Raw genomic sequence first — 23,439 nt, forward strand, 5'->3', positions numbered from 1 at the left:
ATTATGTCAAAACAATTATTATCACAAATTCCTGCAATAAATAAGATTTTATTATTAGATGAAGTGAAATCATTAATTCAAGAGTATAGTGAAGTTGGTGTGAAATCAGCGATAAAAAACTATATTGATGAAATCAAACAAGAAATATTAAACGAAGAATTACATGAAGTTCCAAGTTTAGAGAAAATCGTAGAAGTAGTTACACAAATAGTGAAAAGTGAAGACAAGAATTCTTTACGACGAGTTATTAATGCAACTGGAACAATTTTACACACAAACTTAGGGCGTAGTTTATTAAGTCAGAAGATTAAAGAAAACATTGAAAGTGTAGCATTTAACTATTCTAACCTTGAGTTTGATATTGATAATAAAAAACGCGGTAGTCGTTATGTTCATCTTATTGATATTATCAAAAAATTAACAGGTGCAGAAGATGTACTTGTAGTTAACAACAACGCAGCGGCGGTATTATTAACATTAAACACTCTAGTTAAAGATAAAGAAATAGTAGTTTCTCGTGGAGAACTAGTAGAAATCGGTGGAGCATTTAGAATTCCTGAGATTATTAAATTAAGTGGTGGTACTCCTGTCGAAGTAGGGACTACTAATAAAACGCACTTAAAAGACTACGAGAACGCAATTACTGACAACACAGGAGCATTACTGAAAGTTCATACTAGTAACTATAAGATTGTAGGATTCACTAAAGAAGTATCTAATGAAGAAATTTCTTATCTTGCTCGTGAAAATGAATTAGTATCTATAAACGACTTAGGAAGCGGTCAGTTTGTCGATTTCTCTAGATTTGGCTTACCTTATGAACCAACTGTAAAAGAAGTGCTTGATAGTGGTATCGATATTGTAACATTTAGCGGTGATAAACTTCTTGGAGGTCCACAGGCAGGTATTATCGTTGGTAAAAAAGAATATATCGAACAAATGAAGAAGAACCAACTTACTCGAGCATTACGTGTAGATAAGATGACTCTAGCAGCTCTAGAAGCTACATTGAAATTATATCTAGATGAAAAAGAAGCGTTAGAACACATTCCAACATTACACATGATTTCATTATCAAAAGAACGTCTATTAGCTAAAGCAGACGTATTTAAAACAAGACTTAGCGACTTAGACTTCAAGATTACAATAGCTGAGGATAAAGCAGAAGTAGGTGGTGGAAGTTATCCAGCAAGTTATTTAGATAGTGTTGTAGTTAAATTAGAGCACTCAAGACTAAGTGCGACAGATATTGAACGTCGATTATTAGAAGTAGAAATTCCAATCATTACACGTATCAAAGATAACGAGCTTATCTTTGATATGAGAACTCTTCGTACTAGAGAATTTGATTTAGTAAAACAAGCATTAATAGAAGTTGTGAAGTAAAGATAGAATTTAAGTTGCAGTAAGTTGCACGTTAAAGTAAAAATTCAGCTGTGAAAAAGTAAAAAGCTCGATATATCAGTGTTCTTAGATGATAAAATAGAATAATTTAAGTTGCAGTAAGTTGCACGCTAAAGTAAAAATCCAGCTGTGAAAAAGTAAAAAGTTTGATATATCGGCGTTTTTAGATGATAAAGTAGAATGATTTAAGTTGCAGTAAGTTGCACGTTAAAGTAAAAATTCGACTGTGAAAAAGTAAAAAGCTTGATATATCAGTGTTCTTAGATGATAAAATAGAATGATTTAAGTTGCAGTAAGTTGCACATTAAATAATATTTGATAAAATCAGAAGGTGAGTATATGTTCAGAGAAATAAATATAGAAGATGCACAAGAAGTTGCAGAAATCTGTAAAGCAGCATTAGGTTACGATGTAGATGTTGAAAACGTGAAAAGGCAAATAGAGAAACTAACTAATGACAAGAAACAGCATATTATTATCGGTTATGAAGATGAAAATACAAAGAAGATTATAGGATTTATTCATGCTCAAATGTATGAAAGTTTTTATAGTGATCTAGGATTAAATATTCTAGGACTTGCTGTTAATCCTGATTTTCAAGGTAAGGGAATAGGTAAGAAACTTATGAGTAAGTTAGAAAACTATGCCGTAGACAACAATATTAGCTTTATTAGGTTAAATTCTGCCATGAAACGTGAAGATGCGCATAATTTCTATGAACATATCGGTTATATCTGTGATAAAGTTCAAAAAAGATTTATAAAGGTATTTGAGTAAGGATGTTGAAACAGAAGTTTTAATGTTTTAGCTCACTTTTAGAGAGTTTGAAAAAGATTTATATAATTAAAGGTAGTTATTATTTCCTAGGAAATCCTTGGAGATACTGATTAAGTTTGATTGTATAGATCTTTCTTTTTGCTTAGTTTTCTTCAACTTGTTTGTACAAAAAAAGTATGATAATATAAAGTAGACTTATATAAAGAAGAGGTAGAAGGAATGGAGTTTAGTAAAGAATATAATGAAATCGATGGATTGTTAGTTTTGACAAGTCCACTTCACCACGATGATAGAGGATATTTTCTAGAAAATTGGAAGAAAAATGATTTAATAAAATTTGGGGTACCAGAAGATTTCTTCGATAATGATCTGCAAAATAATGTTTCAGTGTCGAATAAAGGGACTCTAAGGGGAATGCACTGTCAAGGATGGGCGAAGTTAATGACTGTTGCATGGGGGACGTTTAGAATGTGTTTTGTAGATTTACGTCGTGAATCTACTACATATAAAAAGGTAACGTGTCTTGATGTAAAACCTGGTATGGTGGTATTTGTTCCTGAAGGTGTTGCGAACGGTGCACAATCGTTAGTAGAGAATGGAATATTAAATTATATTGTAACTGGTTATTATAATCCAAATGAAAAATACTTAGGGATTACACCAATAGATTTAAAACTTAACTTACCTTGGGATATGACTACAACACCGATAATTTCAGAAAAAGATATGAACAGCTTATCTTATGACGAAGTAATAGAGATTTTAGAAAGTGATGTGAAGTAATGAAAAATATTGCTTTAATAGGATCAACTGGCTCAATAGGTCAGGAAATATATAATCAGTTATCTCAAAAAGATAAAGTACATGTTGATACTTTTAATAGAAAAAATATCGAGGGTTTATTGAATAGTGAATATGATGTTGTTATTTGCGCAGCACCCTCTTCTGGGAAGCTAAAAACGAATTTAGGGCTTGATAATAGAGACAAAGACATAGAAAAACTATGTAAAGTAATCAAAGAAGTAAAAACAGAAAGATTTATACTTATTTCATCGCAATCAGCTATTAATGAAGAAGATAAACCATATGGAAAAGTTCAGAAAAGGGTAATGGATAGTGTTCTTTCACATCATAAAAATTATACGGTTTATATGGTAGATACGCTATATGGACCTAGTTTGAACAAAGGTTTTATTAGTGATATTATTACTAAACGATGGAGTTTCTTGTCTGATGAACTTATTCAAAAGTTACCGGAATTAACGAATTATTATAGAAAGATTGAAAATACTAATCTTTGGGAAGGATACATTGATTTACCAAAGGATATATTAGAAAAATTACCAAATATAGTAGACATTTATCCAGATGATAAAATTTTTCAGACTACTCCGATTTCTACATTAGCTAGAACCGTTGTAGAAAATATAGAAGTATCACAAGGGTTAAAAAATAGTATATCTGAGACTGAAGTATTTTCAGGAAAACAGATTAAAGATCTCTATGAAAATCCAAACGAGAATACATTTTTGGGTAAATATTTCATGAAACAAAAAATATAGGAAAGGAAATTTAGAATGAAAGTTTATTATAATGATAGAGGATTCCAACTTGGTAATCTACTATTTCTATTAATGCAAGCACATAAAGATAGATTAGTTGGTATAGAAGAAAGCTACGTATTAAGAACAGGTTATTTTAAATTCGCACAAAATTTCTTTCCGAAAACAGAACGACTATTTGGAAAAGCACAAGGTTGTGAACTTGAACCATTCGGATATTACCAAATATCAGGACAAGACTATGATGCAGAGGTATTGGACTCATTCTGCAGAGAATATCTTCTAGAAAGAACGGAAGAACTATCTAGCCAGTTTGATAATAAAAATATAACTATCGCGATAAGAAGAACAGACTTCTTAGATGGAGATAGAGCAGAGAAATATGGGTATGATGCGGTTAAGTATGTGATTAACTGCTTAGAAATAATCAAAGAAAAAGAAGGCGATATTTCTGATTTAACAATAAGAATAACTTCAGATGACACAACTTGGTGTAAAGAAGAATTAGCTCCGAAACTAAAAACATTATTTAATTTTACAAATGATATAGTAATCGAAGCGCAAGATATTCAAGATAATTTCTTACAATTATACGCAACAGATAAATATTTTATAACACCAAACTCAACTTATGGATACTGGGTAGGATATGTTCTGAGAGTAAGCTCAAGAAACGTTCAAACTTTTGCACCTAACTTCAATACAACACTAATCGAAAATGGACGACAGGTAGCAGACGCAAGAGATTGGATATTGGTTGAAGTGGATAGAAGTATGTATGAAGGAAGAGAATAAAAACAATTAAAATATTCATGACAAAAGCAATACTATTTATTTATTTTGTTGGAATTTGAATAAATAAGAGATGTGCTTTAATTTAAAATTATTGTGGTGTAAGATTGAATTTTATTAATATAAAAGAAATATTATTAGTGAAATATATTTAATTAAGCTATAAAATATAGTGAGTTCTAATGTGAATATTAATAATTAAAATAATTTTTCAAGTTTCAGAACGTATTTTTGTTGTAAAGAATGTTTTCTTTTGATAAAATATATAGTATAAAAGGAGTTGATTTAATGTTAATTGATTTTGAACTGAAAAATTTTTTATCTTTCAAAGATTCAACTATACTATCTATGGAAACAGGAGGACGCTTAACGAAATATTCGAAAGAGAGTACATTTTCTAAATCTAAAGTGTCTCTCTTGAAAAATATCAATATATTTGGAGGAAACGGTGCAGGTAAAAGTAATCTTATGACTGCTCTAAATGTATTGTCTAAAATGATACTAGAACCTACGAAAAATATTGAACAGCCATTACCGTATATGCCATTTAGATTAGATGAGGATAGTATAAATGAGCCTACAAAATTTACGATAAGATTTATTAAACAAGAAAAAATATATGTATATCATATAGAGTATAATTTTACTGATATTATATTGGAGGAGCTTTATATTGGCAAAACAATAGATAAAGAAAAATTATATTTTAGAAGAACAAAAGAAAACAAAAGAGAGATTTTACCACAAAAGCTAAAAAAAATCCGTGAATCTGTTCGAAAAAATAAATTATTACTTTTTGATGGACATGACCAGAATGATAGTGAATGTGTAAATGTATATAAGTGGTTTCATAATAATTTGATTTTTGAATCTTTTAGAAGGAAAGAACAATTTAGAATTTTACTTAACGATTTAAATAAGAAAAACTTATTTTTGAATCTTTTAAATCTTTCTGATTTTAATATTATAGATATTGAAATAATAGAAAAAAACAAAACTCTTTCAGATGAGTTTAAAAGTATTGTGTCAATGATGGCTGAGGAAGATGTAATTCAATTTTCGAAAAAATTTGCTACTACATTGGAGATATATTCTATCTACAAACAGTATAATAGTAAAGGGGAAGTAGTTGGAAAATCAAAAATACCATATGAGATGGAGTCCTCTGGAACTAAGAGATTTATGGCTATTCTACTTATGATGTTACAAAATCATAATAATGACAAAGTGATTGTTATGGATGAATTTGATAATTCGCTTCATTTTTCACTTACAAAGGCATTATTACAAATCATTAACTCTCCTAATAATTTTAATCAATTTATTTTTACTACACATAATTTAAATATCTTAGATCTTGATTTAAGGGTTGATCAAATATATTTAACTGAAAAAGACTTTTTAGGAATAACAGAATTATATTCACTTTTTGATTTTAATGGAATAAATGGTGTGGCAAGAAGTGATATTAAATTTATTAAAAGATATTTGAATGGATTATTTGGAGCCTTACCTAATATAGACTTCGAAAAAATTCAGGAACTATATGGGGAGGTAAAATGGTAAGAAGAACTAAAGGAAGAAAAGCCAAAGGTAAGTTATTCAAAAAAACAATTTATATTTTTACTGAAGGAGAAACAGAAAGTAATTATTTTCGTATTCTTAACAGAAAATATAAATCTTCTACTAATGTTAAGGTTGAAACTAAAAGTGTTGGAAAACAAGGGAAAAGTCTTATTCAACATGCTATTGGTAGAAAAGAAAAAATGACCAGAAATGAAAAAAATAATCTTGGCGGAATATATGTCATTTTTGATAAGGATGATATTAATAATAATGATTTTCAAGAAGCTTTAAAATTAGCTAAAGAAAATGATATTAAAATAGGATTTTCTAATAAGTGTTTTGAAATTTGGATGTTAGCCCATTTTGAAAAACCAAACGGTTCTCATGTTGGTAAGAAATTGTTTATTAGACTTGGAGATTATTTGGGGTGTAAACAATATGAAAAAAATCATAAAAGTGATATAGGGGTACTACATAAATTAGAAGATTTTGTATCGATGGCTATTTCAAATACAAAGGATATGCCTGAATTTTCTCAAAAAATAGTTAATGAAGTACCGTATACTAATATAGCTCAAGTTATACAAGAGGTGTATAATAGAGAAATATATTAAAACTTTTAATTATAATAATACCTCCTAAGGAGTAATATAGATTTTGTAGAAAATAAACATTGATGTATATATTGATTTTAAATTGTCAATTTATCATCTTTGTGAGGTGAAAAAAGTAAAAATAAATACTGGATATAATAGGGTTACAGAAAGGTAAGCTCCTCTGTAACTCTTTTTTATATTTTCTATTTTAAAAACAATTTAGATATGAAAAATGTATAGTTGTTTTTCTTCTGTTTAATTCAATATATGCATATTAGGTTTAATATGTGCTGAGGGTAAGTGATAGAAATGTTCGAACTTTCGTACCTGACTTCAGTACAACACTTATCGAAGACAGTCGACAAATAGTAGATACAAGAGATTGGAAATTGGTTGAAGTGGATAGAAGTATGTATACTAAACAAAGTGAATCAATACTAAGAGAAGAATATGTAGAGTAAAGCATATTCTTTTTTGTTGAGACTTTTACTAGTTGGCACACGAGAATCACACGAGATTGTAAAAAATCGCACGAGAATTTTATTAGAGATGAAGCTTTATAAAAATAATCTATGTTTTACTTATAAAATATTCACTCTTTTGTAATATTAGGTTATAATAGTAAAATATTAGAATTTAAATTGTTAATTTATATAAGATAGGAAGATGTGATATAATTAAATTATGAATGATAAACTAGAAAAATTACAACCATTTACAAAATGGACAGGAGGGAAACGAAAGTTACTTCCTAAACTAAAAGAGTTATTACCAGTAGATTATAATAATTATTATGAACCTTTTATAGGAGGGGGAGCTTTATTTTTTGAATTAGCCCCTAAAAATGCGACTATTAACGACTTTAATGAAGAGTTAATTAATTGTTATATTCAAATAAAAAATAATCCTAAGGAATTAATTGAGGCTCTAAGGAAGCATAAAGAAAGAAATAGTAAAGAGTATTATTTAGAGGTAAGAGGACTAGATAGATTAGATACTTTTAATAATCTATCAGGTATAGAGCGAGCAGCTCGAATAATGTATATGTTGAGAGTTAATTTTAATGGATTATACAGGGTTAATTCAAAAAATCAATTCAATGTTCCATATGGGAATTATTCTAATCCTAAGATTGTAGATGAAGAATTAATCAACAGTATTAGTGATTATTTAAATTCAAATGAAATTAAAATTATAAGTGGAGATTTTGAAGATAGTTTAAATACAGTAAAAGAAGGAGATTTTGTATATTTTGATCCACCGTATATTCCGTTAAATGAAACTAGTTCATTTACATCGTATACACATGAAGGATTTTCTTATGAGGATCAAGTACGTTTACGAGATACCGTTAGAAGATTAAAAGAAAAGGGTGTAAAGGCCATGGTGTCAAATTCTTCTAGTGAACTAACGATAGAATTGTATAGAGAGTTTAATATACATTATGTTGATGTAACTAGGACTAATGGCGGAAAATCAAGTAGTAGAGGAGTAGTAAAAGAAGTTATAATTACAAATTATTAAAGGGGGATAATTATGGATATATATTATAAAAAAGATAACTGTACACTCGCTTTAGGTGATACATTTGAAGTTATTGAAAAAATTAAAAGTGAAAGTATTGATATGATTTTTGCTGATCCGCCATATTTTTTAAGTAATGATGGTTTTTCAAATTCTGGAGGGAAAGTAGTTTCTGTTAATAAAGGTGATTGGGATAAAATCTCATCTTTTGAAGAAAAGCATAACTTTAATCGAGAATGGATAAGAAAAGCTAAAAGAGTTTTAAAACCAAATGGAACAATTTGGATTTCAGGAACGTTACACAATATTTACTCAGTTGGCATGGCTTTAGAGCAAGAAGGATTTAAAATATTAAATAATATAACATGGCAAAAAACTAATCCAGCACCAAACTTATCTTGTAGATACTTTACGCATTCTACGGAGACTATATTATGGGCAAGAAAAGCTGATAAATACGCTAGGCATTACTATAATTATGATTTGATGAAGGAAATTAATAATGGAAAGCAAATGAAAGATGTTTGGACAGGTCCTTTGACAAAAATCAGTGAAAAATGGGCGGGGAAACATCCTACTCAAAAACCAGAATATTTATTGGAAAGAATTATTTTAGCAAGTACAGAAGAGGGAGATTATGTTTTAGATCCTTTTGTCGGAAGTGGGACAACAGGAGTCGTAGCCAAAAGATTAGGGCGTAAATTTGCAGGAATAGATTTTAAAGAAGAATATCTAGATATTGCTAAGAGAAGATTGGAGGCTGTAAATAATGAAAAGAAAACCAAATAAAAGTGGTGGTGGAGCTAATACTACTGAAAATGGTCTTAAATTTGAGAGAGATACTGAATTTTCAGAATTAGTAGATATACTTCCAAATTATGAATTAAAAGAGATTGATTTTAAGGATAAAAAGAGTACTAAAGGATTTGAAGTCTATAGAATTGGAGAAAAAGAACCAATGGGGAAAATTATGCCCCAGAATAGATTTTATGATTTTTTAAGAGATTTAAATATTGAAAATACAAATTCTAAAAAATGGAAACCTGATGAAGTATTTATTAATTTTGAAAACAATACAGTTTATATAATAGAAAAAAAGTGGCAAGAAAATGGTGGGAGTGTCGATGAGAAGTTATTAGGTTTTGGAAATAAAAGGCGACTATATCAAAGATTATTAGATAAATTAGATAAACCATTTTCTGTAAGTTTTGTATTTGTAGGAAATAAATTCTTTAAAGAAGATTCGTTTAGAGACTATTTCGAGATGCTAAGAGGAGATGGAGTAAAAATTATGATAGAAAAATATGATATGAACTTTTTTGGATTATATTAATTGTGGAGGATTGAAATGAGGTTTAATGAGTATTTGTCAAGTCAAGTTGATGACAAATTAGAATATTTCTTTTCTACATTATCAGTTACTAATAGAACACCAGAGTATTATGTGAATTGGGATAAAGTAAGAAGAGAAACAAAAGTATTTGAGTTAGAGTTGCATACTTTAAATTATTTAATAGGAAAAGAAGATATTTATAATGAGGCTTTAGAATTGTTTCAGAAGCAACCACAGCTATTGAAAGCTATTCCTAGCTTAATAGCCAGTAGAGAAAAAATTTTAGATATATTATTCTTTGATGTAGATGATATTATGAATTTTTACCAACTAGATTTCAAGAATATTGATAGTAGTCAATTAGGAAAGTATGTAGATTTCATGAAAGATGCAGGTCTTTTAGAATTTTTACAGAAAGATGCGAACCGTTCATTGGTTGATTATGTTTATGGTGTGGAAGCCGGTTTAGACAGTAATGCGAGAAAAAATCGTAGTGGAACAACTATGGAGAATATTTTAGAGCGAAATGTAGAAAAAATTTGTACTGATCAAAATTTAGTTTACAAGGCTCAAGCAACAGCAAATTATATAAGAAGTTCTTGGGGAATTGAAGTACCAGTTGATAAATCGGAACGTCGTTTTGATATTGCAGTGTTTTCAAAAGAAAAAAATAAAGTATGGCTTATTGAAACTAACTACTATGGTGGCGGTGGAAGTAAATTGAAATCTGTCTCTGGAGAATTTACGGAACTAAGTAAATTAATTCAAACAGCTAAAGATGACGTGAGTTTTTCATGGGTAACTGATGGACAAGGATGGCATACGGCACGTTATCCTTTATCTGAAGCTTTTGGGCATATAGACAATATTTTTAATTTAGAAATGTTAAAACAAGGATATTTATTTGATTTGTTTAAAAAATAATATATAGGAGGAACCATGTCAGATTTAGAAAAATTATTTTTTAAGATAGATAAACAAGTAGAAGAAAATAAAGGTGAAGGGTTGTATTTTGACTCTTTAGTGAATTATTTAACTTTAGAGAATGATGAAGATTATTTTGATATTATAGACAATTTCTCTAAAGAGGATATTAAAAAAGCTTATCAGTTTTTACTATTAAAAGCTCTTAAAGAGTTAAATAATCCTAGTTATGACATTACACCGGAAGTTATAACTATGTATGTATCTCATATTTTAGAGTATTTATACAATAATGAGAAGATTTCTGTAGCTGATTTTGCTAGTGGAAGTGGAAACTTCTTAATTAACTTATCAGCTTTATCAAAAGGTGAATACGAGTTAACTTCTGTTGATGTTGATAATAATTATGCTAGATTACAACAAAATATTTTCAATTTATTAGAAACTAATGTTGAAATCATTAATCAAGATGCTCTTAAACCTTTAAATATTAAGAAGCAAGATGTTATCATCAGTGATGTACCTTTTGGATATTATGCAGATGAGGATAATAGCCTAAACTATAAACTTTGTAGTGCTGAAGGATATAGCTTAAATGCTTTATTATTCATCGAGCAAGCGGCTAATTACTTAAATGATAATGGTGTAGGGGTACTAGTAGTACCTAAGAAGGTTCTTGAGCTTGAAGATAATTTCAAAAAATTCTTAGAAGAAGATATTAATTTAAATGCGGTAATTACATTACCAGATGAGATGTTTAAAAATGCATCTCAACAAAAAGCTATTATTTTAATAACTAAAAAAGAACAAACTAAATTGCCAAATCAAGTATTCTTAGCACAAGTACCTAGCCACAAAAATAAAGAAGGTTATGCTAATTTTATTGAAGAATTTAAAAATTGGTTATCAGAAAAATAGTATCATTAATGTATAAATGAAAAGGTTATTTTCGTAGAAATATGTTAATAAATTGCTATTAAAGGTTGACAAGAACGTAAGAATATAATACAATATGTAAGTAGATTGCTCAAAAGCAGTCTTATTGATTGAATGTTTGTATTTATTTTATATCTTAAACATTTAATTAAGTATTAAATTAAGATTTTGTAGTATCGGAGGGAGGGAAATCCAATGTCAAAAACTGTAGTTCGTAAAAATGAATCACTAGAAGATGCACTACGTCGTTTCAAACGTGCTGTTTCTAAAAACGGAACTATCCAAGAAGTTCGTAAACGTGAGTTTTATGAAAAACCAAGCGTTCGTCGTAAGAAAAAATCTGAAGCGGCTAGAAAACGTAAATATTAATAATTGGTAATTAACACGCAATTTATTAATAAAATCTAAAAATTTTCCCTCTTTTAGATTTATTTAGAAATAATGACCTCATCGTAAGATGAGGTTTTTTTATATCTATTATTAATGAATAGAGCATCTCTTGTTAAAAGAGAGAAATTGTGTTATTCTAATTTTAATTATAAACATTAGGAGAATAGTATGTTTGCAATAGTTTGTTTAAATGTTATGTTATTAATCTCATGTTGGTATTTAATTGCGGAAAATCAAAAGAATAAATCTAAAATTAATAGTTTAGAAGATGATTTAAATAAAGCAATTAAAAGACTATCAGCATTAGAAGATGAAACTCAAAAATAGTAGTGGTTGATCCGAAATCGAGATTTTTGAGTTGCTTCAAGTATAAATTAAAATAAGATTCCATCCAATAAGGACGGAATCTTATTTTTAAAATTCTATTTTTCTTATTTTTTTATCTAATTCAGCGATTGTTTTAGCATTCATTAAGATCATTAAAAATTTAACTTCTTTTTTCCATTTTTCAATTTCTTGAATTAAAGCATCTTTTCCTTTGCTTACAAGAATTTCTAAAAATATTTTAGAAACACCAACTGCTTTAGCACCTAAAGCTAGGCATTTTACAACATCAAGTGGATTACGAATACCTCCACTTGCGATAATATCAATTTTATCTTTATAAGAGTAGGCTATCTCTAGGCTTTCTGCTGTAGTATAACCAATTCCTTCTAGGTAAGTTGATTTATCAGTTCTTCGTCCATTTTCGATTCTTGCGAAGTTTGTTCCACCCATTCCACTAATGTCTACAGCAGGGATATTTAAGTCGATGGCTAGTTTAATAGTAGCTTCGTTCATACCAAAACCTGTTTCCTTTAAGATTACAGGAATAGGAGATTTAGAGCTGACTTCTTTTAGGTTAGCGTACCAACTTTCGAAATTATGATCTCCTTCTGGCATAACTATTTCTTGAAGAGGATTAGTATGAAGTTGAATGTATTTTGCTTGTGATTTTTCAATTGCTTCTAAAACAAGTTTTGGATCTTTATCTAAGCCTAAGTTTACTGAATATCCTTTTGGATAAGCTTCTTCGTCTTCTTTATTCTTAAGAGCAGGAGAGTATGATCCTGGGAAAAATTTAATTCCACATTTTTCACTAACTTCCATAAAGTCTTGATTAATCTTATTACAATCTTCTCCGCCAGCAGTAATGGCATTTATGAAGAATGGAAATTCCCAATGGTCACCACAAACTGATGTAGAAGTATCGACATCGTCTAATCCGAAAAGGGGGATACTGTTGTAATCAATTGCGTATGAGTCTAAGCTAGTTACTTTTGTTTTATCAGCAAGAGCTAGTCTAATATGATCTTTTTTTCTCATAATTAATCCTTTCTTAATATATTATAATTTTTCTAAGTTCAGTTGTAGCTGATACTTGTCGTTATTTTTCTCGAATCCTAATACAATGTCACCACTACCTGAACCACTTTGTTTACCAGCCGAATGACTTTCAATATAGTTTTTCATTGCTTTTGTTTCCATAGGTATTTTTGAGAAACTTTCTAAATAAAGTAGATTTTCTCTAAGTTTTCGTATAGTACTTAAAGCAGATGTAGCATCTGTTTCTTCTAAATTCTCTTTTAAAGTTTTAACTAGTTTATTAGAAGTTTCAACAAAAACTCTAAATTCTTCTTTGTAGTTGTCTTTATGTTTTTTCCATAGTTTTACGTGTTCTTTCGTATCCACAGCCTCACCCGTCCAACGTGCTAGTATGCTTAAATTAGCTTTTGGATAAACTTTCTCAATACGAAGACCATCCCAATCTGTGTTTATTATTTCTTTAACAGACTTTTCTTGACGTATCATATTATTAACGAATTCAGCATTGAATTTCTCATAATATGTAATACCATCATTAATGCTTGCAGCAACGTCCCCCATAGATCCACTTAGATTGTGTTTGATATTGAATAGGGCAACTAGCTTGAAAATAGTTAAATCGTTATAAGCTACATTTTTAAATGATAATATAGCACGGGCTATAGCTACAAGTACGGCTCCAGAAGAACCTAAACCGTATTTTTTATCGTCATTGTGAAGTTCATTGTAAATAGTAAGAGAAAATGTTTTATTACAATTTGTATATTCTGTTAAAAATAGAATAAATTGTTGAACAAGAGTGAAGTTACTATTCTCTTCATGAAGGCCAACAGAAGTTTTATTTATAGTATCGAAGATAGTAGTTTCATTACTGTTTTCTACAAATACTGTAATTTTTTTAGGAACACTTGTTATTAGTGCAGAAGCGTAATCCTCTAAAATCGCATATTCTCCAGCGAGATAGAGTTTACCATAGGCTACTCCATGCACAAAATGATTTTTTTCTTCCATAATTTTGAAATTTCCTCATATAATTTGTCTTGGTCTTCCCTTAAGTAAAGTACTTTCACATTCGGACCAGCATCCATTGTGAAGTAACATTTATAACCTTTAGAACGTAGTTCTTTTACAATATCCATTGCCATATGACTCTCTTCTGTTAAGAATGAGAAGCTAGGAGTAGATGTAGAAGTAGTACCATGCATAGCTAAAGCATTACTTTCTGTAATTTCTCCGATTTTTTCGAAATTAGCATCTTTTAAAGCTTCTTTCATTAATACGAAATCACCTTTAGCTTTTTCAACCCAAGCATCAAAAGTTGTTGATGTTTGAACACAGCGTTCCATAGCAACACGACTAGAAATTTTCTTTCTATCCTCGTTAACTACAAGAACCATCATTCCAAAATCTAAAGAACATTGTAATTCTTCAACACTTCCATCTTCAAGCCATGCAGCAAGTTTATAGAAACTTCGACAAGAAGAACCAGATCCTTCTTTAGCTATTTCAACTAATTCTTTAGTAGTTTTATTTAATTTAAAATATTCATTACAAGCAAGAACTAAAGCCATAGTACCGCTAGAACTTGAAGAAAGCCCTGCGGCAGTTGGTACAGTATTATAACTTCTAATAGTTATAGCTTCACGATTTGTTGGTGTGAATTTTGAGATGAATTTAATCATTTTATCTACTTCTTCTTGACTCTGTTTTTCGTCATTGATATAAAATTCATCAATATTATTATTATTTTTCTCGATTTTTGTTTTTGATAAAAGATTGTCTAATCTTAAAGAAATATTAGGATTATAAGGTAAGACAGGATCTTTAGATTTTTTCCCCCAGTACTTTACTAGGGCAATATTAGCATAACCTAAACTGTAACTATCCATGATGAATATCCTTTCTCTTTTAATGCATTTTGAATTTCTAATGCATTTTCTTTTGTTTTGCTAAGACTAATGCAACATCCACCAGCGCCACCACCAGTTAGTTTGGCACCGATTGCATTATTATTTTTACAAATTTCCACAACCTCATCGTTACTAGCGTGACTTACCCCAAGCTTTTGTAATAAGTCGTGAGCTTTGTACATATAATGTCCGACAAGATCGATGTTTTTATTTTTTAATGGTTCGATTACTAAATCAGTGATTTCACCTAATTCAGCAATATATTTTTCATATTTATCATAATTATCTGCTATATGTTTTAGAGTTTCTTTAGTAATTCCAACAACTCCTGTATCGATAATTAGTAAATAACTATTCAAGTCAAAATCTAATTCACTAGCTCCTTCTTTTTTAGAAAATAAAAGGGGAGTATCACTAAGTACTTGATTAACATCTATACCACTTGGATTGCCGTGAATAAATTTTTCGCATTTATTTGCAATTTCTCGTACATTTGGGAGTTTTTTAGCACGTGCAATAGCGATACTCAGCGCAGCAGAAGATCCTAGCCCACGTCCAACTGGAATAGTGCTAGTTATATTAATTTTTGTTTTTTTATCAATTCCACATGTATCAGCGATAAAACTTAAAATTTCATCACGTTGTTGAATTGTCTCTGTATCTTCTAATGTAACTTCGACGTTCATCTGCGGAAGGGGAATAGTTATTCCTTTATATCCATAAACGACGGCATGTTCACCGAAGAATATTGCTTTTGCGTGTGTCATAAATTAAAAACTCCAATTTTATTTAAGTATTATTTTAAGCTATTTAATTAAAAAATAACTAAGACTAAAAATACTTTTATATGTACAATAATTATACTTTTAGTATTAGTTTTTGTCAAACGTACGAACAATAAAAAAGATGAAATTATACTTGAAATAACAGGTGTTATAGTGAGTATAATTTCATCAAAATTAATTTAATATGTATGACATGGAATACCATGTGGTTCTAAGTGTACTAAAGTTTCACAATAATAGAATTCTTTAGAGAGTTCTTTTTCAATATTAACAGTAATATCGTGACTTTGTTTAACATTTAAAGAAGGATCAACGGTAACCGTAATATCGATAAAGTATAATAAGCCATGAGTTCTACCCTTCGTATCGACTATAGAAGTTACACCGTTGATGTCAGTTACAATATCATTAATCTTGTCTATCACTTCAGTATCTACACCATCAGTAAGAACATGTGTAGATTCTTTGAAGATACTAACTGATGTGTAAATAATAAGTAATCCTACGATAATTGCGACTGCTGAATCAGCTATTGGAATACCTATATATGTAGCAATAATCCCTATTAGTGTACCGATAGAAACAAGGGCATCACTAAGATTATCAAGAGCCGCAGCTTTAAGTGACTTGCTACCAATTTTTTTAGCAAGGCGAATATTATAGAAATATACACCAAGCATAATTACACTTGCTATAAATGCTACAACTGCTGACAGTATACTAGGTTGTTCAATTGTTCCTGAGATGATTTTTTTTACTGCGTACATTACTACTTCAATTCCAGCGTATAGCATAATAAATGAGGCTATTAATGTTGAAATTAATTCAGCTCTGAAGTGACCGTATAGATGATCTTCATCTGCTGGTTTTCTGGAAATATTCAAACCGATAAGAATACAAACTGATGAAATTACATCGGTAGCATTGTTAATACCATCGGCAACAAGTGCTGATGATTTAAAGAATATACCAGCGCCAAGTTTTAATACTGTAAGTAGCAAATATGATAAAATACTAAGTTTAGCGCCTTGTTCAGCATGTTTTAATTTATCGAAAATCGAATTATTCATGGCTTCCTCCTAAAATAATGTTTTACCATTATAACAGGTTTAAAAAAATTATTCAAGAGAAAAAATGTTATTTTTAAATTAAAATTATTTCACTGAGGTGAACTTATATAAAAACTAGCTCGACAAATAGAATAGTCGAGCTAGTTTACTATATCTTTTTAGAATAGTATTTTTTAAAAGTTAAAAAAATGTATATGCACGAAAGTGCACTAAAAATTCCAAAGAAGTATAAGAAGTTAGTAGATACTGATACTTTATGAGAAAAGTGTTCTGGAATCATCTTTAATTCAATTAGAATAGGTATCAAAGAAAAAGAAATCCACAATATAATTAACGAAGAAATATGTTTAAACCATTTATTTTTCTCTGTTTTTTTATAAATTAATAGATATGAGCAAACTGCTGATCCTAAAGATAATGATATAAAGAACATTATTGTAATTGGCTCGATAGTTCTAGTGAATACAGAAGGTACTAGAGAAATAATAATAAATATTAAAAGATAAACTAGATAAAATCTTAATATTTTCATTTTGTTTTCCTTTGGTAGTTCTGCAATTATTGATGAAGATAATTTGTTTATATCATTTCCAAAAACATCGGTAAAGTTTTTTCCTTGTTTTTGATATAGGATCAAATCTTGTAATATTTCCAGTAATTGAATTTCTAGTTCTGATTCTTTTTTTGTAGTATTTTTCATCCGACAAGCAACTAAAAGTTCTTCATAATATTTCTTATTATCTTCATTAAGTTGAGGTCTAAGTTGATTGTTTTGTTTTATTAAGTCAGCGATGTTCATAATAATTCCTCCCTATCGATATTATTTAGTTTCTAAAATATTTGTTATTGTAGTACTTATATTTCCCCATACATTTTTAAATGAGTTTATATACTCTTCACCATTTTTGGTAATTGAATAATATTTTCTAGGAGGTCCAGAGGTACTCTCCTTTAAGTAACTAGTCACCATATGTTCCTTTTCTAATTTTAAAAGTAGAGGGTAGATAGTTCCTTGGGCAACCATATCGAGCCCGTAATTGGAAAGTTGCTCAGTTATTTCGTAGCCGTACATTTCTTTATTTTTTATTAGCTGTAAAATACATGCTTCTAATGTGCCTTTTAGTATTTGGGAAGTGTTTATCTCCATTCTGTAACTCCTTTCTTAAGTCTCTATTTATTAATAAAAAAGTTATTGATTTGCGCTATCTTGTTATACATAATACTATCATAAACAGGCTATCTTGTAAAGCAAAATAGTTAAATTAAATGACTGCTGAGTATATAGTTGAATAGAGGTTTTATAACAAAGAATTGTTTGATAATTCATGTTATTATGGTTTGACTAACAAAATAGGTAAGTATATAATAAAAATATGAAACAATCTCAAAGTGAAAAAGCCTATGAAATAGCTAAAAAAGCCCACTTAGGACAAGTTGATAAAGCTGGAGAAGATTATATAAAACATCCTGAAAAGGTGGCTAGTTTTGTAAAAACAGATGAAGAAAAAGCAGTAGCATATCTTCATGATGTTATTGAAGATACAGAATTAACATTGGAGGATTTGAATAAGTATGATTTTTCTAAAGAAGTTTTAGAAGCAGTTGATATTATAACTAAAAAGAGGGGAGAAGACTATCAAAGTTACTTAAGTTCAGTAAAGAAAAATAAACTTGCTAGAGCAGTGAAATTAGCAGACTTACGTCATAATTCAGACTTAACAAGATTAATAAAAGTTACTGAAAAAGATATAAAGAGAAAAGAAAAATATCAAAAAGCTATTGATTTTTTAAATTCTTAGAGGGTGGTAGTTATTAATAATTAGGTATTTATATATAAAAAAGACAAGGTTAAAAAACCTTGTCTTAATCATTATACCAGCAGCCGGGGTCGAACCGGCACGATGTTGCCATCGCTGGATTTTGAGTCCAGTGCGTCTGCCAATTCCGCCATGCTGGCATATGTATATGATATCATACATAAAAGGCATTGTCAATTTAGCTATGTTTATAAAAACTTTAGAAATTATCGATAATATTTAATTTAAATTTTAATTACAAAGTTTATAATAAGATAGTAAGGCTATGTAAAGTAGCGTTAGAGTGTATTATTATATAATTTAATTTATCTTACAAAGTTAAAAATGTAAGGGTAGAACATAAAGCCTATGTCTACAAGGATAGTCAACTGTAAAACAATGTAAAACAAGTGTTTTTAGTTGACAAATTAAAATATTTTTTCAATAGTATATTGTAAAACTATAATATATGTAGTATAATTATAGGAGTATATAGAATTATAAAAATATTAATGTTATTTTTATAAAGGAGTGTGAGTGCTGGTGGTAGTTACGTTGTTTACATCGCCAAGTTGTACTTCTTGTAGAAAAGCGAAAGCTTGGCTTATTGAAAATGGAATAGACTTTGTGGAAAGAAATATTTTTTCAGAAGCTCTGACAACAAATGAGATTAAAGACATTTTGTCTATCACGGAGCACGGAACAGAAGATATAATCTCATTCAGATCGAAAACTTTCCAAAAATTGAATTTGGATATTGAAAGTATGTCAATTCAAGAATTATATAAAGTTATTCAAGATAATCCAGGAATGCTTAGAAGACCTATCATTGTTGATGATAAGAGATTACAAGTTGGGTATAATGAAGATGAAATAAGAAGATTCCTTCCAAAGGAAATAAGAGTAAATCAATTAAAACAAATAAAAAATATGGTTAAGTAAGTACGCCCTGATACTACTTTTTCCGATTAATTTAAAGGTTGATATTAGGTATCAACCTTTTTTTATGGGATGAAATTTAGTGACAATTCTGTAAAAAGTTATACAATAAATAAAAGAAAGAGGTACTTGATGGAAAGAGAAGATATAAAATTTATTACTGGAGAAATCCATTTTTTAGAGTTAGTAGAAAAGAAAAGTTCATCATTAGTTTTTAAAGGACCGAATGAAGAAGAAATTAGCTGTAACGAATCTGACGTAGAAAGTTTAGATGATTACGAAATTGGGGAAGAGTATTCAATGTTCATATACCCTTCACGTAGTGGGAAATTATTCGCAACACCGAATATTCCAGAAGTTACGGTTGGAGATTATTCGTTTAGTAAAGTAGTAAAAGTAGAGGAAGATCGAGTAGGTCTTGATATTGGGTTCTCTCGTGAAATTTCACTTTTAGGAGAAGATTTACCAAAGTTACGAAGTGTTTGGCCTAAAGAAGGTGACGAACTATTTATTACTTTACGTCGTGATTTTAGTGGACAATTATTTGCGCGTTTGGCGACAGAGACAATAGTAGCATCATTATATTCTAAAGCAACTAAGAATATGAAGAATAAAGATATTGAGGCTTATCCATACCGTTTAATGCGCGTTGGGACATTCCTATTAACAAAAGACGGTTACAAAGTTTTTGTTCATGAAAGTGAACGTGAAAAAGAACCACGTTTAGGAGAAAAAGTTACTTTGCGTGTTATTGGGGTTAAAGATAACGGAGAAATTAATGGTTCATTCTTACCTCGTGCTCATGAAAGAATGGATGCTGATGGTCAAGCTATCATGGATTACATTGAAAACAACGGATATTGTGAGTTTACAGATAAATCAGATCCAGAAGAAATTAAAGCAGTGTTTGGAATGAGTAAGGGAAGTTTCAAACGTGCTGTTGGAAGATTATTCAAGAATAAATTAATTATGATTGAAGAAGACGGGTTATATAAACGTAAAGGAAGATAAGATTATGAAAAAAGTAAAATTAGATAAAAATGCACTATTAGGTGGTATTGTATTAGAAAATGATAAATATCAAGTGGTACATATGAATCTAAAAGTAGGGAATCAAACAGACTCATATAGCAATGACAAAAATATTTTATTATTGAATATTAGTGGAAAGATTACAGTTTCTTTTGAAGAAGATGTTGAGACTGTAAATGAATTTGAACTATTAGAAATTCCAGCAGGGGTAGAGCATGTAATAACTTGCTTACAAGATGCACAGATTTTTGTAGTAAAACTATAACTTACATAAGGTGGCTTAAATGGAATATCTTTTTAGGCCACCATTATTAATTTTAAAGTAGAGGAATACGATGGAAGTACAATTTTTAGGAACAGGAGCTGGGCTTCCAGCAAAATTTAGAAATACACAGAGTTTTGTATTTAACTTTATGCAAGAACTAAAAGAGTGTTGGATGTTTGACTGTGGAGAGGCGACTCAACATCAGATTTTGAAAACAAACATTAAGCCAACCAAAATAACTAAAATTTTTATTAGCCATCTTCATGCTGATCATGTATTGGGGTTAATTGGTTTTTTATCTTCTAGAAGTTTTCTTTTAGATACGAATGCTTCAAAGGTTACTATTTATGGTCCAGTAGGGATTAAAGATTTTATAGAAAAGAACATGATGTTCACACATTGTTCACTTTCTTATAGCGTGGAATATATTGAAATTTCTAGTGAACAGTGTATAATAGATAATAAAACTGTTACTGTTTTTAGCTATCCATTAGCCCATAATGTTGAATGTTTTGGATATAAAATTATATTTAAAAAACAAAAAGGGAGCTTAGATGCAGATAAGTTAAGAGAATTAGGAATTATGCCAGGGCCGTTTTATAGAGAAATAAAGGAATCAGATACTTTCGAATTTAATGGAAAGGTGTATAATTCAAGTGAATTTTTATCTGAAGATAAACCTGGAAAAGAAATCTCAATTATACCAGATACAAGATACTTTGAAGGATTGAATGAATTTGTTAAAAATAGTAATATCATTATTACAGAGTGCACTTACTTATTAAAAGAAGATGCGCACCATGCGAGAAAAAATTATCATTTGAGCATTTTAGATGTTGAGAAGATGATAGAAAATAGTAAGGTTGAAAATTTATTTTTAACACATATTAGTGCAAGATATGATAGAAATATTGAAAAAGATGTTGTAGAGTCACTATGCGATAAATGTAGTGTGAAGATTGCACATGATCTAGAAGAATATACTTTGTAAAGAGATGGAGGAAATTATGAAAATAGATTTAGAAGAAAAAACTATTGAAGTAGAGAAAATATTCGAAGGTAAAGTTCTTGATTTAGAAGTACATACAGTAACTTTACCAAACGGAGAAACTTCAACGCGCGAACTGATAAATCATAGAGGAGCAGTGGCGATATTAGCACTTACTAAAGAGGATGAGGTAATTCTTGTTGAGCAATATAGAAAAGCTATCGAAGCAGTAACTTTAGAAATTCCTGCAGGTAAATTAGAGCCTGGAGAAGATAATAAGAAATTAGCCGCTATTCGTGAACTACAAGAAGAAACAGGATATGTGGTTGAAGAAGAGAAACTAGAAATGCTATGTGATGTGCATGTAGCTCTTGGTTATAGTTCAGAATTGATCACTATATATTATGTTGATAATTTAGAGTATGCTGGAGAACAGAATCCAGATGATGATGAATTCATTAATTTACGAAAATATAAAATTGAAGAAGCATTCAAACTTTTAGATGATAATGTTATAACTGATAGTAAGACTATGCTTGCATTATCTTACTTAAAAAATAGGAAAGGCGCAAAATAATATATGACTATTTATGATGAGATAATTAAAATAATTCAACAATCACCATATAAACTAACACCTCAAAGGGAAAAAATTGTTGAGATTTTAGTAGAAAATGATGAACAGCATCTTAGTGCTGAAGAATTATACTTTATTTTAAAAGAGAAAACACCAGATATCGGTATTGCTACAGTTTATAGAACTTTAGATATCTTCTATGAATTAAAAATCTTAGAAAAAATATCTTTCAGCAATGGTGTTTCTAAATATCATTTAAGACAATCTGTTGATGATGAACTACACCATCATTTAATTTGTACTAACTGTAATAATATAGAGAAAGTATCAAATCCTATATTTAACAAACTTATTGAATATATGAGAAAAGAATACTCATTTGAAGTTCAGGATAACTCTCTATCATTTTATGGTACTTGCGCTAAGTGTAAGGATAAAGGTGGAAATTAATGCATTTTGACAAATTAGAGAGAATATTATTACTTATCTCTAGTGTAGTTTATGTAATATACATTGGGTTTGTTGGGGGTATGATCAATCTGTTTCGAGAGTATGTAGGAAATGAGTATTTAAGAACTAAAATTGTTGATCAGATTCGTGAACAAACGCGCCTTACTCAAGATAGTGCGAATGTCTCTACAAAAGATATGCATTTTATCTTTCAAATTATGGGACAACTTGCATGGTTATACTTTGCACTTTTAGTAGTGTTATTTTTACTTTTACTTTTTGTGATTTTAAAAAAGGGAGTAAATCATAATATAGTGGCATTTCTATTTTTAGTGTATAGTATATTACTATTAATCTTTAGTTTAGGTATATTATTTATTAGTTGTATAATATACTTTTTCTTAGGAATAAGAATAATATTAATAAGAAATTCAGAAAAATATAAGCGTGAAGCATAA

30 protein-coding genes and 1 tRNA gene are annotated in these 23,439 nt (G+C 29.3%); 23 read left to right on the forward strand and 8 right to left on the reverse strand.

Annotation, left to right across the window (positions count from 1 at the left end; all coding sequences use genetic code 11):
* The first annotated feature begins 3 nt into the window (after positions 1–3).
* The 15 genes from selA (at position 4) to GEMHA0001_RS01135 (ending at position 12,131) form a co-directional block, all read left to right on the forward strand.
* The gene (selA, locus tag GEMHA0001_RS01075; protein ID WP_004263518.1) at positions 4–1,386 is read left to right on the forward strand and encodes an L-seryl-tRNA(Sec) selenium transferase; all 1,383 of its coding nucleotides are present in this window, start codon (positions 4–6) and stop codon (positions 1,384–1,386) included.
* 357 nt (positions 1,387–1,743) lie between these two features.
* Positions 1,744–2,181 (forward strand): GNAT family N-acetyltransferase, encoded by a 438-nt coding sequence (locus tag GEMHA0001_RS01080; RefSeq protein WP_003143971.1) that lies wholly within the window; start codon positions 1,744–1,746, stop codon positions 2,179–2,181.
* Between the two features lie 219 nt (positions 2,182–2,400).
* Positions 2,401–2,964, forward strand: a complete 564-nt coding sequence (locus GEMHA0001_RS09095; RefSeq protein WP_003144015.1) for a dTDP-4-dehydrorhamnose 3,5-epimerase family protein — start codon at positions 2,401–2,403, stop codon at positions 2,962–2,964.
* Positions 2,964–3,743 carry a Rossmann-fold NAD(P)-binding domain-containing protein gene (locus GEMHA0001_RS09100; RefSeq protein WP_004263379.1) on the forward strand — a complete coding sequence of 260 codons (780 nt, stop codon included), beginning with the start codon at positions 2,964–2,966 and terminating at the stop codon, positions 3,741–3,743. Before GEMHA0001_RS09095 ends, GEMHA0001_RS09100 begins: the two co-directional genes overlap by 1 nt.
* A 15-nt stretch (positions 3,744–3,758) precedes the next feature.
* The gene (locus GEMHA0001_RS01090; protein WP_003143989.1) at positions 3,759–4,538 is read left to right on the forward strand and encodes an alpha-1,2-fucosyltransferase; all 780 of its coding nucleotides are present in this window, start codon (positions 3,759–3,761) and stop codon (positions 4,536–4,538) included.
* A 285-nt stretch (positions 4,539–4,823) separates the two neighbouring features.
* Positions 4,824–6,101 (forward strand): AAA family ATPase, encoded by a 1,278-nt coding sequence (locus GEMHA0001_RS01095; RefSeq protein ID WP_004263355.1) that lies wholly within the window; start codon positions 4,824–4,826, stop codon positions 6,099–6,101.
* Complete coding sequence (locus tag GEMHA0001_RS01100; RefSeq protein ID WP_003144021.1) at positions 6,095–6,715, forward strand: RloB family protein; 621 nt, start codon at positions 6,095–6,097, stop codon at positions 6,713–6,715. The genes GEMHA0001_RS01095 and GEMHA0001_RS01100 overlap by 7 nt, the downstream gene beginning before the upstream one ends.
* Before the next feature lie 269 nt (positions 6,716–6,984).
* Complete coding sequence (locus GEMHA0001_RS08900) at positions 6,985–7,158, forward strand: hypothetical protein (RefSeq protein ID WP_004263521.1); 174 nt, start codon at positions 6,985–6,987, stop codon at positions 7,156–7,158.
* Positions 7,159–7,381: 223 nt separating this feature from the next.
* Positions 7,382–8,221, forward strand: a complete 840-nt coding sequence (locus tag GEMHA0001_RS01105; protein WP_004263319.1) for a DNA adenine methylase — start codon at positions 7,382–7,384, stop codon at positions 8,219–8,221.
* Positions 8,222–8,233: 12 nt separating this feature from the next.
* Positions 8,234–9,010, forward strand: a complete 777-nt coding sequence (locus GEMHA0001_RS01110) for a DNA-methyltransferase (protein WP_004263311.1) — start codon at positions 8,234–8,236, stop codon at positions 9,008–9,010.
* Complete coding sequence (locus GEMHA0001_RS01115) at positions 8,991–9,554, forward strand: PD-(D/E)XK nuclease superfamily protein (protein ID WP_003144034.1); 564 nt, start codon at positions 8,991–8,993, stop codon at positions 9,552–9,554. The genes GEMHA0001_RS01110 and GEMHA0001_RS01115 overlap by 20 nt, the downstream gene beginning before the upstream one ends.
* A gap of 15 nt (positions 9,555–9,569) precedes the next feature.
* Positions 9,570–10,478, forward strand: a complete 909-nt coding sequence (locus GEMHA0001_RS01120; protein WP_003144009.1) for a type II restriction endonuclease — start codon at positions 9,570–9,572, stop codon at positions 10,476–10,478.
* Between the two features lie 15 nt (positions 10,479–10,493).
* The gene (locus GEMHA0001_RS01125) at positions 10,494–11,396 is read left to right on the forward strand and encodes a class I SAM-dependent methyltransferase (protein ID WP_004263337.1); all 903 of its coding nucleotides are present in this window, start codon (positions 10,494–10,496) and stop codon (positions 11,394–11,396) included.
* 213 nt (positions 11,397–11,609) lie between these two features.
* Positions 11,610–11,783: a 30S ribosomal protein S21 gene (gene rpsU, locus GEMHA0001_RS01130; protein ID WP_003147339.1), complete on the forward strand. Its 174-nt coding sequence runs from the start codon at positions 11,610–11,612 to the stop codon at positions 11,781–11,783.
* 189 nt (positions 11,784–11,972) lie between these two features.
* Positions 11,973–12,131, forward strand: a complete 159-nt coding sequence (locus tag GEMHA0001_RS01135; RefSeq protein WP_003144000.1) for a hypothetical protein — start codon at positions 11,973–11,975, stop codon at positions 12,129–12,131.
* Between the two features lie 87 nt (positions 12,132–12,218).
* Here GEMHA0001_RS01135 and fni read toward each other — a convergent pair whose 3' ends face one another.
* The 7 genes from fni to GEMHA0001_RS01170 all read right to left on the reverse strand — a co-directional run bounded on the left by fni (position 12,219) and on the right by GEMHA0001_RS01170 (position 18,081).
* Positions 12,219–13,169, reverse strand: a complete 951-nt coding sequence (gene fni / locus GEMHA0001_RS01140; protein ID WP_003144037.1) for a type 2 isopentenyl-diphosphate Delta-isomerase — start codon at positions 13,167–13,169, stop codon at positions 12,219–12,221.
* Between the two features lie 21 nt (positions 13,170–13,190).
* Positions 13,191–14,180, reverse strand: coding sequence for a mevalonate kinase family protein (locus tag GEMHA0001_RS01145; protein WP_003143972.1), 990 nt, complete (start codon positions 14,178–14,180; stop codon positions 13,191–13,193).
* A complete protein-coding gene (mvaD, locus tag GEMHA0001_RS01150; RefSeq protein WP_003144013.1) occupies positions 14,147–15,058 on the reverse strand; it encodes a diphosphomevalonate decarboxylase in 912 nt (303 codons plus the stop codon). Before mvaD ends, GEMHA0001_RS01145 begins: the two co-directional genes overlap by 34 nt.
* Positions 15,040–15,846, reverse strand: coding sequence for a mevalonate kinase family protein (locus GEMHA0001_RS01155; RefSeq protein ID WP_004263551.1), 807 nt, complete (start codon positions 15,844–15,846; stop codon positions 15,040–15,042). The genes mvaD and GEMHA0001_RS01155 overlap by 19 nt, the downstream gene beginning before the upstream one ends.
* Before the next feature lie 197 nt (positions 15,847–16,043).
* Positions 16,044–16,934: a cation diffusion facilitator family transporter gene (locus tag GEMHA0001_RS01160; RefSeq protein ID WP_003143993.1), complete on the reverse strand. Its 891-nt coding sequence runs from the start codon at positions 16,932–16,934 to the stop codon at positions 16,044–16,046.
* A gap of 148 nt (positions 16,935–17,082) precedes the next feature.
* Positions 17,083–17,733, reverse strand: coding sequence for a hypothetical protein (locus GEMHA0001_RS01165; protein ID WP_004263577.1), 651 nt, complete (start codon positions 17,731–17,733; stop codon positions 17,083–17,085).
* A 21-nt stretch (positions 17,734–17,754) separates the two neighbouring features.
* Entirely contained in the window at positions 17,755–18,081 is a 327-nt protein-coding gene (locus GEMHA0001_RS01170; RefSeq protein ID WP_003143957.1) for a PadR family transcriptional regulator, read from the reverse strand.
* A gap of 226 nt (positions 18,082–18,307) precedes the next feature.
* Between GEMHA0001_RS01170 and GEMHA0001_RS01175 the strand changes: the two genes are divergently transcribed.
* Positions 18,308–18,733: an HD domain-containing protein gene (locus GEMHA0001_RS01175; protein ID WP_004263443.1), complete on the forward strand. Its 426-nt coding sequence runs from the start codon at positions 18,308–18,310 to the stop codon at positions 18,731–18,733.
* Positions 18,734–18,807: 74 nt separating this feature from the next.
* Here GEMHA0001_RS01175 and GEMHA0001_RS01180 read toward each other — a convergent pair.
* A tRNA-Leu gene (locus GEMHA0001_RS01180) sits at positions 18,808–18,891 on the reverse strand.
* Between the two features lie 382 nt (positions 18,892–19,273).
* Here GEMHA0001_RS01180 and spxA point away from each other — a divergent pair.
* From spxA to GEMHA0001_RS01215, 7 genes are all read left to right on the forward strand, one after another.
* Positions 19,274–19,672 (forward strand): transcriptional regulator SpxA, encoded by a 399-nt coding sequence (spxA, locus tag GEMHA0001_RS01185; protein ID WP_004263567.1) that lies wholly within the window; start codon positions 19,274–19,276, stop codon positions 19,670–19,672.
* Between the two features lie 129 nt (positions 19,673–19,801).
* Positions 19,802–20,680, forward strand: coding sequence for a CvfB family protein (locus tag GEMHA0001_RS01190; protein ID WP_004263345.1), 879 nt, complete (start codon positions 19,802–19,804; stop codon positions 20,678–20,680).
* A 4-nt stretch (positions 20,681–20,684) separates the two neighbouring features.
* Positions 20,685–20,966, forward strand: a complete 282-nt coding sequence (locus GEMHA0001_RS01195) for a cupin domain-containing protein (RefSeq protein ID WP_003144004.1) — start codon at positions 20,685–20,687, stop codon at positions 20,964–20,966.
* A gap of 70 nt (positions 20,967–21,036) precedes the next feature.
* The gene (rnz, locus tag GEMHA0001_RS01200; RefSeq protein WP_003144044.1) at positions 21,037–21,957 is read left to right on the forward strand and encodes a ribonuclease Z; all 921 of its coding nucleotides are present in this window, start codon (positions 21,037–21,039) and stop codon (positions 21,955–21,957) included.
* 22 nt (positions 21,958–21,979) lie between these two features.
* Positions 21,980–22,531, forward strand: coding sequence for an NUDIX hydrolase (locus GEMHA0001_RS01205; RefSeq protein WP_040464247.1), 552 nt, complete (start codon positions 21,980–21,982; stop codon positions 22,529–22,531).
* Positions 22,532–22,534: 3 nt separating this feature from the next.
* Entirely contained in the window at positions 22,535–22,981 is a 447-nt protein-coding gene (locus tag GEMHA0001_RS01210; RefSeq protein WP_003143964.1) for a Fur family transcriptional regulator, read from the forward strand.
* The gene (locus GEMHA0001_RS01215) at positions 22,981–23,439 is read left to right on the forward strand and encodes a DUF4064 domain-containing protein (protein WP_004263587.1); all 459 of its coding nucleotides are present in this window, start codon (positions 22,981–22,983) and stop codon (positions 23,437–23,439) included. Before GEMHA0001_RS01210 ends, GEMHA0001_RS01215 begins: the two co-directional genes overlap by 1 nt.

Source organism: Gemella haemolysans ATCC 10379, assembly GCF_000173915.1.
Taxonomy (GTDB): domain Bacteria; phylum Bacillota; class Bacilli; order Staphylococcales; family Gemellaceae; genus Gemella; species Gemella haemolysans.

Excerpts from the sequence above, each read along its gene's own strand:
- rpsU (WP_003147339.1), top strand. The coding sequence starts at position 11,610 with ATGTCAAAAACTGTAGTTCGTAAAAATGAATCACTAGAAGATGCACTA.
- GEMHA0001_RS01190 (WP_004263345.1), top strand. The coding sequence starts at position 19,802 with ATGGAAAGAGAAGATATAAAATTTATTACTGGAGAAATCCATTTTTTA.
- fni (WP_003144037.1), bottom strand. The coding sequence starts at position 13,169 with ATGAGAAAAAAAGATCATATTAGACTAGCTCTTGCTGATAAAACAAAA.
- GEMHA0001_RS01095 (WP_004263355.1), top strand. The coding sequence starts at position 4,824 with ATGTTAATTGATTTTGAACTGAAAAATTTTTTATCTTTCAAAGATTCA.
- GEMHA0001_RS01170 (WP_003143957.1), bottom strand. The coding sequence starts at position 18,081 with ATGGAGATAAACACTTCCCAAATACTAAAAGGCACATTAGAAGCATGT.
- GEMHA0001_RS01215 (WP_004263587.1), top strand. The coding sequence starts at position 22,981 with ATGCATTTTGACAAATTAGAGAGAATATTATTACTTATCTCTAGTGTA.
- GEMHA0001_RS01165 (WP_004263577.1), bottom strand. The coding sequence starts at position 17,733 with ATGAACATCGCTGACTTAATAAAACAAAACAATCAACTTAGACCTCAA.
- rnz (WP_003144044.1), top strand. The coding sequence starts at position 21,037 with ATGGAAGTACAATTTTTAGGAACAGGAGCTGGGCTTCCAGCAAAATTT.
- GEMHA0001_RS01195 (WP_003144004.1), top strand. The coding sequence starts at position 20,685 with ATGAAAAAAGTAAAATTAGATAAAAATGCACTATTAGGTGGTATTGTA.
- GEMHA0001_RS01115 (WP_003144034.1), top strand. The coding sequence starts at position 8,991 with ATGAAAAGAAAACCAAATAAAAGTGGTGGTGGAGCTAATACTACTGAA.
- GEMHA0001_RS01110 (WP_004263311.1), top strand. The coding sequence starts at position 8,234 with ATGGATATATATTATAAAAAAGATAACTGTACACTCGCTTTAGGTGAT.
- GEMHA0001_RS01155 (WP_004263551.1), bottom strand. The coding sequence starts at position 15,846 with ATGACACACGCAAAAGCAATATTCTTCGGTGAACATGCCGTCGTTTAT.
- GEMHA0001_RS01120 (WP_003144009.1), top strand. The coding sequence starts at position 9,570 with ATGAGGTTTAATGAGTATTTGTCAAGTCAAGTTGATGACAAATTAGAA.
- GEMHA0001_RS01100 (WP_003144021.1), top strand. The coding sequence starts at position 6,095 with ATGGTAAGAAGAACTAAAGGAAGAAAAGCCAAAGGTAAGTTATTCAAA.
- GEMHA0001_RS01125 (WP_004263337.1), top strand. The coding sequence starts at position 10,494 with ATGTCAGATTTAGAAAAATTATTTTTTAAGATAGATAAACAAGTAGAA.
- GEMHA0001_RS01080 (WP_003143971.1), top strand. The coding sequence starts at position 1,744 with ATGTTCAGAGAAATAAATATAGAAGATGCACAAGAAGTTGCAGAAATC.
- GEMHA0001_RS01145 (WP_003143972.1), bottom strand. The coding sequence starts at position 14,180 with ATGGAAGAAAAAAATCATTTTGTGCATGGAGTAGCCTATGGTAAACTC.
- GEMHA0001_RS01175 (WP_004263443.1), top strand. The coding sequence starts at position 18,308 with ATGAAACAATCTCAAAGTGAAAAAGCCTATGAAATAGCTAAAAAAGCC.
- GEMHA0001_RS09100 (WP_004263379.1), top strand. The coding sequence starts at position 2,964 with ATGAAAAATATTGCTTTAATAGGATCAACTGGCTCAATAGGTCAGGAA.
- GEMHA0001_RS01160 (WP_003143993.1), bottom strand. The coding sequence starts at position 16,934 with ATGAATAATTCGATTTTCGATAAATTAAAACATGCTGAACAAGGCGCT.
- selA (WP_004263518.1), top strand. The coding sequence starts at position 4 with ATGTCAAAACAATTATTATCACAAATTCCTGCAATAAATAAGATTTTA.
- GEMHA0001_RS01105 (WP_004263319.1), top strand. The coding sequence starts at position 7,382 with ATGAATGATAAACTAGAAAAATTACAACCATTTACAAAATGGACAGGA.
- GEMHA0001_RS01090 (WP_003143989.1), top strand. The coding sequence starts at position 3,759 with ATGAAAGTTTATTATAATGATAGAGGATTCCAACTTGGTAATCTACTA.
- GEMHA0001_RS09095 (WP_003144015.1), top strand. The coding sequence starts at position 2,401 with ATGGAGTTTAGTAAAGAATATAATGAAATCGATGGATTGTTAGTTTTG.
- mvaD (WP_003144013.1), bottom strand. The coding sequence starts at position 15,058 with ATGGATAGTTACAGTTTAGGTTATGCTAATATTGCCCTAGTAAAGTAC.
- GEMHA0001_RS01135 (WP_003144000.1), top strand. The coding sequence starts at position 11,973 with ATGTTTGCAATAGTTTGTTTAAATGTTATGTTATTAATCTCATGTTGG.
- GEMHA0001_RS01210 (WP_003143964.1), top strand. The coding sequence starts at position 22,535 with ATGACTATTTATGATGAGATAATTAAAATAATTCAACAATCACCATAT.